A 13,439-nucleotide genomic window follows, 5' to 3' on the forward strand; every position below is an offset into this window, starting at 1 on the left:
CTAAAAGGGTGGTGGCTGGTTGCGTTCTTCGATGTGGGCGTCGTTGAGTGCGCGCTCCGCGTCGATGCGCCGCGCGCGGTCTTGCTCGCGAGTTCGTCGCCGCACCGGCATCATGATGCTGCGGTCAGCAGGTGGTGGGTCTGTCTTTGCCGCCGAAGGTAATTGACCAGTCGGCAGACACAAGCTGGGAAACAGCAGCCGACTGCCGGGATGCGTGGTGTAGGTCGCCCCGGTGGGTGATGTCCAGACCACTGTTCCGTCGGGCCATTGCTCGTCCCGCCAAGCAGTCCAAAACGTTTTGAGCAGGTGATGTTTTCGGCAAACGCACTTGAGATTCGACGGGTGAGTCGGCCCGAGCGGGTAGGGCACCGTGTGGTCGACATCGCAGAATTCGGCAGGGCGATCGCAGTGGGGAAATCGACAGGTCAAATCCCGGCAGCGCACAAAGCGCTCCAGCGCAGCCGACGGGCGATACCCCGATTCCGGTGGCGCGTCGCCAGGATGCCGCACCGGCTGCAGCTTCGCGCCACCCCGGACTAACTCGGCCAATAGCGGCGTCGGCACCACACCACCACTAGTGATCAACGCGGCGGGCGCCTTGCCACCCCAGCCGCCCGGCGGCTCTGGCTCGGGGTCAGGTGCCAGCGCCTCACGCAGCGAGGTCTGGGGCGTGATCGGTCGCTGCTTGGGCTCACCTGACAGGTGCGGGTCAGGCAGGCTGCTCACCGCCGATGCGTCGGCGACGACGTTGACAACCACACCGGTCGTTCGCTTTGTGCCGTCGACGGCCGCGGGGCAATCGGCGTTCCCGCACGCACACGCCAGCCGATCTGCGTTGGCTGCCAGGGCGCCCAGTGCGTCAGCGCGACGCTGAGCAACGGTGCGCGGATCGTCATCGCACACCTGGTGAGCCATCTGCATCAGCCGCCGATCCAGCACGGCAGCATCTGTGGCATACAGTCGGCCCCAGATTGGCGCGGTGCCCGACTTCTCGTCGGCGGAGTCGATCACCACGTCACGGCTGCGCGCATGGACCCTGGTACGCCGCAACGCGCCCGGATCGTATTGATCGACAATCGCCTCGATGGCCTGCGCCGTCTTGTTGACCGACATCGGACCAAACCGCACCGCGTCCTCGGCCAGCGTCTTGTCGACCAGTTGCAGCGCCTGAGAGTCCTTGATCAGGTCGGTGTGCCAGACGATCGTCGCCGCCAACCGGGCACTGATCTTCCCGTCGAGAAACACCGCTCCTACCCGTGGCAACTGGTCGCGCAATGCCACAGCCAAATACATCCGGCCTGAGGCCATCCCGTGGCTGATGCCTTGTGCAGCAGCAACCTCAGCGGCCATGGCGTCCCAGTTGTCACACGACCAGTGTCCGCATTCGGGTGATCCGCCCTCGACTCGCCGAGTCACCAGTTCGGCAATGGCGGCGAGCCCGCTTGCCGATGCCGCAGCCTCCACGCGCGCCCACTCGCCGATCGCGGCCACCACCAGCCCGTCGTCGGCACCCTCGAGCGCCTCCGGACCCAGCGGCGATGCATCGAACATGTGTGCGATTCTACGCCGCGCCACCGACCCGACGGGCCGCGCAGCGCCGGTCTGTGGACAAACACCCAACTGTGGACGAAACCAAATGACGCAGGGCGGGCAGTCGAAACCGCGGCTCCCGCGCCTGTGGCACAGCAACCGCAAAGCTTGCAGCCGGCGGGCTGGTAGCCGGACCCTGCCGGCGGCTCGGCCATGCGGGTACTGGGATGGCAGCCAATGGGTGCCTACAGCGCAGCAAGCACAACCGTATTGACGTCCGTCCGGCGCGGTCTCTCTACTTTGCGGATCTGCGAAGAACAGCACAACATCCACAAGACTGAAGGCATGCCATCGGGGGCCGCGCAAGAGTCAATCCGCTGCGAGGGCTCGCCGCCACGGTTGTGACGGGCCAAACTGTTCAGATCAGGATCGAAGGACCAGACACGAACTTCGTTTACCGCAACGCGTTTGACACCGAGTTCAACCAGACGCGCGCGCTGCAGTTCGCCGCCCTCCTGAATTACGAAGCGGGCCTTCAAGGTGCGCCCCTATGACGGCACGCAGAACCGCGTTCCGTGGTGTGCGTTCAGTCGGTCGCCGCGACGGGTTCCGCCTCCACCAACTCCGATTCCGACTCAGGCAGTTGCCCTGCGAGATACTCGCCAAGCCCGCCGATCGTCGGATAGTCGAATACCGCGGTAGCGCTGATCGTGAACGCCCCACCGAACTGGCTGTGCAACCGATTTCGGAGTTCCACCGCCATCAGTGAATCCGTGCCCAGGTCGAGGAACCGACTGGTTGCGGCGGGTGGTTGCGCGAGCCGCAAGAACTGCTGCACTTCGCGCTGCAGGAACTCGGTAATGAAACTGGCGCGCTGCGCCACCGGTATCTCCTGCAATTGCCGAAGCAACTCACTGTCGCCGGTTGTCTCCGCGACGGCACTCGGCAACACGAGGTCCAGAATCGGTGGACGAGAACCGCCCAGCAGCTTCGCCGCACGCTGCCAGTTCGCTTTGATGACGGTTGCCTGCCCAGTTCCGTTGGCGACAACCTCGGCGAGCGCGGCCAGCGCAGCCGTGGGTTCCAGCGGAAGCAGGCCTTGCGCACCAAGGTTGGCGCGGGCCGCCTCCGAAGAGGCCATCCCGCCCTCGGCCCAGGGACCGAAGTTGACGCCGGCCGCCGGCAGGCCTTGCGCTTTCCGTTCCGCAACCAGCCCGTCGAGTAGCGCGTTGGCAGTCGAGTAGTTGGCCTGGCCGGGTGAACCGAGCAAGCTGGAGACCGAGGAGGACACGATGAAGAAGTCGAGATCGTCGCTCTTGGTCAAACGATCTAAGTAGCGGGCGCCGTATGCCTTGGGCGCCAACGTAGTCCGGAAACGCTCCAGACTCTGGTGTGGCAGCAGCGCGTCGTCGAGCACGCCCGCCAAATGGACCACTCCCGCCAGCGGAGGCAATTGCGCGCGGACCCGTTCCAGCAGCGTTGCGACCTCAAGCTCGTCGCCGACATCGGCCGCGAAAATGTGAATACGGCACCGGTAGCGCTCAGTGATATCCTCGATCGCCCGCTGCGCCTCGGCATTGGGCGCGCGCCGGCTGGTCAGCACAATGTCGCCGGCCCCGAGTTGAGCCAGATACGACGCCGTGTGCAGGCCGATCGCACCGAGGCCACCGGTGATCAGATAGCTCCGATCGCCTCGCGGCTGCAGCGGCTTCGGCATTTGCAGCACGATCTTCCCGATATGCCGCGCTTGCTGCATGCGGCGGAACGCCGTCTTCGCCTCCGTCAGCGGGTAGATCTCGGCCGGGAGTGGCGTCCACTCGCCACTAGCCAACCCATCCGACACCTCGTCCAGCAGGCCACGAATACGCTCGGGCTCTTGGACGCACGCCCAGTCCAAAGCGACGATCTCGTAGGCGATATCCGGACGGGCCGCCGTCATCTGCTCGCGCGTCCAGATGTCGCGCTTGGCGATCTCGACGAAACGGCCATTGCGCGCAGTGGCCCGTACGGTCGCTTCGATAAACCCATCGTTAGTCAGGCTGTTGAGCACGACGTCGACGCCGGCGCCGTCGGTTTCGGCCAGGATCTGGTCGGCGAAATCCGTACTGCGCGAGTCGTAGACATATTCCACACCCAGCTTGCGTAGTGTCGCGCGTTTGTAGGCGCTGGCGGTGGCGAAGACGATCGCGCCTTTCCGTTGCGCCATCTGAATGGCCGCCAATCCGACACCACCGCTCGCGGCGTGAATGAGCACACGGTCGCCGGGCTTCAGCTCCGCCCAGTCGAACGCGAGTCGGGTCGTGAGTGCCGCGGCCGGGATGGTGGCGGCCGCAACCGCGCTCAGTCCGTCAGGCAGCGGCGCCAGCAACTGAACCGGCACGTTGAACCGGCTCGCGAACGCACCCTGCATGAAGCCATAGACGCGTTGCCCCACCTCGAGTCCGGTGACGCCACTACCCAACTGGGTGACAACGCCGGCGAAGTCGCCGCCGAGCGGTCCCGGATCACCAGGGTAGAGGCCCAGCACATTGAGAACCTCCCGGAAGTTCAAGCCACCGGCCTCAACCCGCACCTGCACACAGCCGTCGTCGGGCGGCGACGCTTCCGTCTCGATCAGACGCAGGTTGTCGATCGCGCCGCGTTCAGTGGGCGTCAGGACGTAATCGGTTCCGCGCGGTACCGCGAGGTGACCGCTGCGCGACCACGGCAGTAACCGCGATGCCAACAACTTTCCTTGCCGCAGTGCAAGTTCGGGTTCCTCGATCGGTGCGCTGAGAAGTCCGGCCAGCGAATGCACGGCCTGCTCTGATCCGTCGTAATCAACCAGCCTGCAGCGCAGGGCCGGTTCTTCGTTGACGATGGTGCGCCCAAGTCCCCACAGCGCCGCCTGCACCGGGTCGACCGACTCGCCGGATTCGGTCGCCACGGCTCGTTCAGTGATGATCCACAGACCACCAGGAAGTTTGATCACCTCACCGGCCTGCAAGGTGTGCACGGCACTGAGCAGGTGAGCGATCTCGTTCTCCAGCCGCGCAGCACATTCAACGCTCGACTCGTCTGCACTCGGTCCGGAGCTGCGCCAGACGATGCCGGTGAACGGCTCTCCGCGCTCTCGCGCCTGCGACAGCAGCTGCCCCAAGGGCTGGGCATCCGCTGAGATCGAGGACCGGTCAACAGAGACGCAGCCCGGCAGGTCGGCCGCCAGTTCGTCGAAACCGGCAACCAGCCAGGTGCCGTTCACGTTTCCGGCACCCCCGACATCAATGCTCGACGGCTGAGGCGGCATCTCGTGCCAGCCCAGGCTGTACAGCAGCCGGGTGGCATCGCCGCCAAGGCCGCGCAACAACGCCTCGCGGGGCGCACGTTTGACTGTGAACTCACGAATCCCGCCCAAGTGGCGACCATCCCGGTCGACGAAATCGATATCGAAGACTTGGGTGTCGCTGTCGAGGGCGCTGGCACGCCACTTTCCGCGGCAATAGAACCGCCGGGGCATCTTCTCCCGCAGTGCCACTTGCCCGTACCGCAACGGCAACAACAGGTCTGTCATGCCCTGTTCGGCCGCGCTGATCGCCGGGAACGCCGGGAAGACGACTCCGGTGCACAGATCGAGCAGCACCGGATGGATCGGCTCGGTTCCGAGGTGCTCGGCGAGTTCATCGCCGACGGTGATATCGCCGATCGCCTCACCGTCACCCATCCAAAGCGATTTGAGCGACGTTGACCACGTCGGCCCCCATTCCAGCTCGCTCTCGGCGAAGGTCTCGAACAGGTGTTGTGGACGAGCGCGGTCCATCCGTTCGATCGCTGCTTCGATGGAGTCGACCGGATCGGCTGCCAGCTCGTTATCGACCTCTGCGACGACCGTGCCATCGGCGTTCAACGACCATTCAGCATCACGGACGCCGTACGGGCGGCTATCCACCCGAAAGGTCCAGCCGCCGCCGTCCTCGAGCGGATGCAACGTCAGCTGCACCTCGCGAGAAGATTTCTCGGGCAGGATAATCGGCTCGTAGAAGAATACGTCTCGCACCCGCGCCGGCGGCCCAGCGGCGGCCAGGGCCATCGCCGCATAGGTCGCCCCCGGAACAACTACGGTGCCGTAGATGACGTGATCGGAAAGCCACGGTTGCGATTTGACGGACAACCGACTGGTGTAGACGCAGTCGCCGGAGGCGAGATCTTTGGCGCTACCCAGGATTCCAGACACGCCCACGGCTTGCCCGTCGAGACCGGCAATGCCGGACGTCTTGGGCCAGAAGCGACGGCGCTGGAACGGATAGGTGGGCAGTTCGATTCTGCGGCCAGGTTGATGGTGCAGCGCAGCGAAATTGGGCCGATGGCCGCTGACATAGACCCCGGCCAGAGCTTCGGCGATCTGACGCCGGTCGCCGGCACCCTTGCGGAGCGAAACGATTGCACGCGGCGCCGCCAGATGCTCTGGCCAGACCTGCACCGCAGCCCCGGTCAAAACCGGTTGCGGGCCGATCTCCATCAGCACCGAGCATCCCAGCGCCGCCACGGTGCGCACGCTTTCGGCGAACTGCACCGGCTGGCGCGAATGCCGCCGCCAATACTGGGCGTCTAACGCGGTTCCGGCGGTGAGCACGGCGCCGGTGCGGTTGCAGACCAGCGGCAATGTCGGCACAGCGAACTGCAACCGCGCTGCGTGCGACTCGAATTCACCAAGCACCGGCTCCAGCAACTCCGAATGGAAGGCGTGGCTGGTTTCCAGCCAGTTGCAGCGGATTCCGCCATCGCCGAACTTGGCGACGATCTGTTCGAGGTCGGCGCCCGGGCCTGACAGCACCGTGTTCGGGCCGTTGTAGGCCGCAACCGACACCTGAGGGAATTCACTGGCAATTTCCTCGACGTGCTTGGCGTCGGCGAACACTGCCACCATTCGCCCGCCGTCGGGCAAACTGCCGAACAGGCGTCCGCGCTCTGCCATCAGCCGTGCCCCGTCTTCGAGGCTGAAAACTCCGGCCACACACGCTGCCGCGTATTGGCCCACACTGTGCCCCAGCACCACATCGGGCTCGACGCCCCACGACTGCCACAGCCGGGCCAGGCCCATCTCGACGGCGAAAAGCGCCGGCTGCGCACACGAGGTGTGCCGCAGTGCCTCGCCGGTGTCGCGGTCGGTGGCGAACAGCACCTCCAGCAACGGGCGCGGCAGCAGCTCGTCGACCGCGTCCGCGCAGCGTGTCACCGTTTCTGCGAAAACCGGCTCCGCGTCGAATAATTCGCGCGCCATTCCCGGATGCTGGCTGCCCTGCCCAGTAAACAACCACGCTGTCGTCGGACGGTCAGCACACTCGCCACGTACCACCCCGGGTCGCAGCCGGTTCTCGGCCAAGTCGGCCAAGCCGTCTCGGGCTCCACGGACCGAATCCACGACGAGCGCGGCCCGGTGTTCGAAATGCGAACGCCCGGCGCCGGCCGTAAGGCACACATCGGCGATATCTGCTTCCGGGTAGGTGTCCAACCAGGACCCATAACGCTGCGCCAATGCCACCAGCGCCTCTGGCGACCGCGCGGACAGCGGCAGCACACTGACCGAATCATCCTGAGCCTCTGACTCGGGCGCCGCTGCGGCGTCGTCTCCCGAATGTTCATCGGGGATAGCCGATTGGGCCGGCGCCTCCTCGATCAGTACGTGCGCATTCGTCCCGGTGAACCCGAAGGAACTTACGCCCGCGCGCCGCACCCTGCCGTTGGCCTGCCACGCAGTGGGCTTGTCCACGACCCGCACCGGCAGCGAATCCCACGGGATATGCGGTGACGGTTTGTCAAAGTGCAGGCTCTGCGGCAGCACCCCGTGCTGCAACGACAACACGACTTTGATCAGACCAGCGGCCCCTGACGCCGATTCGAGGTGGCCGATGTTGGTTTTCACCGATCCGATCAGCAACGGCCGGTCCGCGTCACGGGCGGCACCATAGGCGGCTCCGGCCGCCTGCACCTCGATCGGGTCACCCAGCGGGGTACCCGTACCGTGGGCCTCAAGGTAGTCGACGTCCCCACCAGACAGGCCGGCGCGAGCCAGCGCCGTGCCGATAAGACGTTGCTGCGCAGCGCCATTGGGTACCGTTAGACCACTCGAAGCGCCGTCCTGATTGACTGCGCTGCTCGGGATGACCGCGGCAACCCGGTCGCCGTCACGTACCGCATCGCTCAGCCTCTTCAGCACCAGAATTCCGCAGCCTTCGCTGCGCACATAACCGTCGGCCGAGGCGTCGAACGTCTTGCATCGCCCGACCGGCGAAAGCATCCGGGCGCGCGACGCGGCGATGATGGATACCGGACTCAGCAAGACATTCACACCACCGGCCAACGCCAAATCGCAGTCACCGGAGTGCAATGCCTGGCAGGCCTGATGGACGGCTACCAACGACGAACTGCATGCGGTATCGACCGCCACCGCCGGTCCGTTGAGCCCGAGGGCAAAGGCAACCCGACCGGAAATGGCATTGAGCGCATTGCCGGTGATGAAGTGCGGCTCGATTTTGTCGACCGACTCTGCGGACAGCAGATGCGCATACTCGTTGGCGGCCACCCCCACGAAGATGCCGGTTCGGCTGCCACGCATGTCCGCCGGCGCGTACCCCGCCCGTTCTAAGCCCTCCCACACCGTTTCCAACATGAGCCGCTGCTGCGGCTCGATCCACACCGCCTCGCGCGGGGAGATGCCGAAGAATTCCGGATCGAATCCGTCGATTCCGTCGAGGAATCCGCCGAAGCGGCTGTAGATCTTGCCCGGGGCCTCAGGATCCGGGTCGTAAAACTCGTCGATGTCGAACCGGTCCTCCGGGACTTCCCGGATCGCATCGACACCGCCGGACAACACCTCCCAGAAGGCTTCCGGGTCAGGCGCGCCGGGGAAACGGCACGACACCGCGACGATCGCGATCGGCTCATCCGTGCGCGTCGTCGCTACCGATGCCGCCTGAGGCGGTGACTTGGCGGCTGGCTGCTCAGCGAGTTCGAGCACGTCGCCGAGTAGGTAATCCCCCACGTCGGATAGCCGTGGGTAATCCATCGCCAGGGTCGCCGGTATTTCTTTACCCACTCCCTGCTCGATGCGGCGCCGCAATTCGACGGCCATCAGCGAATCCATGCCGAGATCGAAGAATCCGGCGTCCTCGCGGATCTCCGCGGCATCGACGTGCGTCACCTCCGCCACCGCGTCGCGCAGGTAATCCGCCATCAGCTTCTTGCGTTGCTGCACCGGCGCATTCGTGAGCCGCTCGACCAGCTGGGTCTTGCCGGACGGCGTTGGCGCCAGCACCATGTCGGGCACGTCACGCTCCAACTCCGCCAGGAATGAGCGCTTGCCCGCCTGCTGGTAGAGCGGCAGGAAGCGGGCCCAGTCGATGCGGGCCACTGTTCCTTGTGCGATCCCCTGGGTGGTGGCGACGGCCATGACATCGGCCATACCTGCCAGTGCATCGGCAGGTGACAATGTCCGGACCCCGCGCTGATTCAGTCGCGCACGAGCCTGCTCGTCGGCCATGCCCGCCGACCAGGGACCGAAGTTGACGCTGACCCCAGGGATGCCCTGTTCGCGCAGCCGGCAGGCCAACCCATCGAGGAAGGCATTAGCCGCGCCATAGGCAGTCTGACCGAAGCTGCCCCATACGGAGGCGATCGAGGAGGTGCTGAGGAAAAAGTCCAGCTGCAGGTCCGCGGCTGCTTCGCTCAAATGCCAAGCGCCCCAGACCTTGCCGGCGAAAACACGATCCACTTCGGCATCGTCTAGGTTGCGCAGCGGAGTGGTACCGTTCTCGCCTGCGGCATGGACGATGCCGGCCACCGGCGGAAGTTCGGCCTGAGCAGTGGCCAACAGGCGCGCGACGGCGTGGGCGTCAGCGACATCGGCTGCGACAACCCGAACTTCGCAGCCGTGCTGTTCGCGTATCGCATCGATGCGCTGTTGCGCGGCATCACTGGGCGAGCGTCGGCTGGTCAACACCAGATGTCGGGCGCCGTGCGCGGCCAGATATCCGGCGATTTCCAGTCCGATCGAACCCAGCCCTCCGGTCACCAGATACGTCGCGTCAGCGCGCAGCGCCAACGGTGTTGCGCTCGACTGCCCAAGGCGCCGCACCAACCGCGGAACATAAACCGCGCCGTCACGCACGGCCAGTTGGTCTTCACCAATGGCCGAGTCGCTCGCCACCACCTGATCGATCAACCGCGACCATTCGTCGGCAGTGCAGCGCGCCAGATCCGCCAGTCCGCCCCACACCTGCGGATGCTCCAGCGAGGCGGCACGACCGAATCCCCACAGGCAACTCTGATCCGGTGCCACAGTGTCCGCGTCACTGACACGTTGTGCGCCGCGAGTGACCACCCAGATGGGTCGGCGCAGCTCAGCGGCAACGGCAGCGCGGAAGAGTCGGCGCGTTCCGGCCAGGATTCGGTGCTGCATCCGCAACAGCGACCGCATCGATGGTGCGGTCTCGGCACCGAGAGCTGCGACGTGCACGATGCGTAGCCTCGGTTCGTCTGCCACCGCAGCGCGCAACGTGCCCTCGAGCGCTTCCTCGTCCGCGTCGGACAGCGGCAACCCGAGGATCCGGTGCTGATGCCCGCGGGCGGTCAGCGTGTCGACCAAAGGCTGAACTACCTCGGCATCATCGCCGATGAGAAGCCACGCGGACGTCTCGCCGGTTCCCCCGTCTTGGACGGTGGCATTAGACTTTTCCCAGCGGATCTCGTACCGGTAGTCGGCGATGAGGCCGCTTCGGCGCTGCTGATTGTGTTGCGCGGCAAGCTTTTTCAACACATCGACGGTTTGCCCATTTCCGTTCGCGCCGTCGAGCAGCGCAGCGAGTTCCTCGATGCGATCGTTCTCGAGAAGCCGAACGGTTTCGGTACTCGTGGCGTTGGTCTGGTTGGTGGGCCGGACCCGCGTCTCGGTGAACCAGTACTGGCGATGCTGGAACGGGTAGGTGGGCAGGTCGAGCTTTCGCGCCGGTCCTACGACAGCGCCGAAGTCCGGTAGGTGCCCCAGCACGTACGCGTCGGCAAGGGCTTCGGTGATCTGGCGATGGTCGGCGGTGTTTCGGCGCAATGACGCGATCGCCCGCGGTGCAGTGGCAGGGTCCGGCCATGCTCGTAGGGCCGCGGCGGTGAGCACCGGCTGCGGACCGACCTCCAGCAACACTTTGCAGCCCAGATCGGCAAGGGTGCGCACGCTCTTGGCGAATTCCACCGGTTGGCGCGCGTGCCGACGCCAGTAGTTGCCATCGAGTTTCACCGTCCTGCCGAGCGCAGCACCGGTACGGTTGCAGATCAGGATCCGTTGTGGTGCGCGGCTAAAATCGAACCGGTCCACATACGACTCGAACTCGTCGAGGATCGGATCCAGCAGCGCCGAGTGGAACGCATGGCTGGTGTCCAACCAATCACACCGGACACCGTCGGCGGTCAACCCGGTGATCGCCCGATCCAGATCCTGCGCGGGTCCCGATAGCACGGTGTTAGCACCGTTGTAGGCGGCCACCGACAGAGTTGGGAACTCGTCAGTCAGGCGCTCGACACGCTCGGCGGCGGTGAAGACCGCGACCATCCGGCCACCGGCGGGCAAACTGCCGAAAAGACAGCCGCGCTCGGCCATCAGCAGCGCGCCGTCCTCGAGCCCGAACGCGCCCGCAACGCAGGCCGCCGAATACTGTCCCACGCTGTGGCCCAGCACCACGTCGGGTTCGAAGCCCCATGACTGCCAGAGCCGGGCCAAGCCCATCTCCACCGCGAACAAGGCGGGCTGGGCATACGTGGTTTGCCGCAGCGCCTCTTCGCTGTCTGGGCCATCTGCATCGAAAATGATGTCCAGCAGCGGTTTTTCGAGGACGTCGGCGACCACCGCCGCACAACGGGTCAGCGTCTCGGCGAACACCGGCTCGGTGTCGAACAGCTCACGGGCCATGCCCACGTACTGGCTGCCCTGACCGGTGAACAGCCACGCCGTCTTCGGCGTGTCATTGGATACGCCGCGCACCAGACCGGGTGCCGGGCGGTCGTCCGCCAGCGCACCGAGCAACTCACTGGCAGATTCCTTCGAATTGACCACCAAAGCGGCCCGGTGCTCCAGGTGTGCCCGCCCCGCCCCGGCGGTCAAGCACACGTCGGCCAGGGTGGCGTCCGGGTGTGCGCTCAACCAGCTCCGGTATTGACCGGCGAGCTGCACCAGTGCGGCGGGCGTGCGTGCCGAGAGCGGAAGGACGCTGAACCGTCGGTCACCGGGCGCCTCGACCGGGCTCGGTGCGACCGCGCCCTGACCCACTTCGTCAGGCGCTTCCTCGATGATGACGTGCGCGTTGGTGCCCGCGAATCCGAACGAGCTGACTCCGGCGATCCGCCGCCGACCATTACGTTCCCACGTGGTGGGCTCCCGCACGACCTGCACGGCAAGGCGGTCCCAGGGAATGTGCGGCGACGGATTGCGAAAGTGCAGGTGCTGCGGCAATATCCGGTGCTCGAGAGAGAGGATCACCTTGATCACGCCGGCGATCCCCGCGGCTGCTTCCAGGTGCCCGATATTCGTCTTCACCGAGCCGATCAACAGCGGCCGGTCCGCCTCGCGTCCAGTGCCGAGCACCGCGGCTGCGGCCTGCGCCTCGATCGGATCGCCCAGCGATGTCCCGGTCCCATGTGCCTCCAGGTATCCGACGTCGCCGGGTGCGACGCCGGAACGCTTCAGCGCCTCCGTGATAACCCGCTGCTGGGCGATCCCATTCGGCACCGTCAAACCGCCCGATGCGCCGTCCTGATTGATTGCGCTACCCCGGATCACGGCCCGGATCCGGTCGCCGTCGCGGATCGCGTCGTCGAGGCGCTTGAGGACAATGACACCGCAACCCTCGCCGCGCACGTAGCCGTCTGCGGCTGCATCGAACGTCTTGCACCGGCCGTCGGGCGCGAGCATGTGCGCATGGGAAAAAGTGATCATGGTCGCCGGGGTGAGCAGGACGTTTACTCCGCCGGCCAACGCGAGGTCACATTCGCCCAAGCGCAGCCCTTGGCAGGCCTGATGGATCGCCACCAACGACGAGCTGCACGCTGTGTCGACCGCGACCGCCGGGCCCTGCAGGCCCAACCGATAACTGATGCGGCCCGCTGCTGCGGCATTCGACGTCCCGATTGCCGTATAGGCTTCGATCTCGGCGTACGTCAGCTCGTCGGATGCCATGCCCAGGTAGTCGTGGGTCGACAAACCGACGAACACCCCGGTATTAGTGTTCGCCAAATCCGTTGGCGCAGTGCCTGAATGTTCTACCGCCTGCCACGCCGTCTCCAGCAACAGCCGATGCTGCGGGTCCATCATCCTGACCTCGCGCGCTGACATACCGAAAAACGGCGCGTCGAACCCTGTCACGTCGTCGACGAAGCCTGCCCGACGGGTCACGATCTTCCCGGGCGCGTCGGGGTCCGGGTCGAAGAATTCCTCGGCGTCCCACCGGTCGGAGGGCACCTCCGATACCGCGTCGCGGCCCTCGCGCAGCACCTCCCAGAACCCGTCCGCATCCGCGGCCCCCGGGAAACGCGCCGCGTAGCCGACGATCGCAAAACTTGGTTCTGACTGCTGGTGGCCTCCGACGGATGCCATGCCGTTGTCCTCCCTGCTGACGACGGTGAAGACTCGATCGCAACGGGCGGCCCAGTGGGCTAAGAGTCACCGACCGGGCGCCAGTATTGCACGTGCGCCAGTATGCGGCGCCACCATGGCCAGTGCCCGGTGCCGGCACCGGGCACCCCCTCGTCAGGCATGCCTGCCGGTCTGCGTCCGACGTCGAAGTTGTTTCATCTTTGCGGCCAGCCCACTGGGTCCGCGAGCGAGTGTAGGCCTGTGCACGCGTGCTGACGACACTGGGCGACAGTGGTTACAGAGCGGGCTATGTTGG

2 protein-coding genes are annotated in these 13,439 nt (G+C 65.8%); both read right to left on the reverse strand.

The genetic code is table 11. The features are described 5' to 3' along the window. Positions 1-1,551, reverse strand: a complete 1,551-nt coding sequence (locus tag AC5Y42_RS13515) for an HNH endonuclease signature motif containing protein (protein WP_499898784.1) — start codon at positions 1,549-1,551, stop codon at positions 1-3. A 565-nt stretch (positions 1,552-2,116) separates the two neighbouring features. After that, positions 2,117-13,144: a type I polyketide synthase gene (locus AC5Y42_RS13520; protein ID WP_499898786.1), complete on the reverse strand. Its 11,028-nt coding sequence runs from the start codon at positions 13,142-13,144 to the stop codon at positions 2,117-2,119. Positions 13,145-13,439: the final 295 nt, after the last annotated feature.

Source organism: Mycobacterium sp. NGS48 (assembly GCF_059812585.1).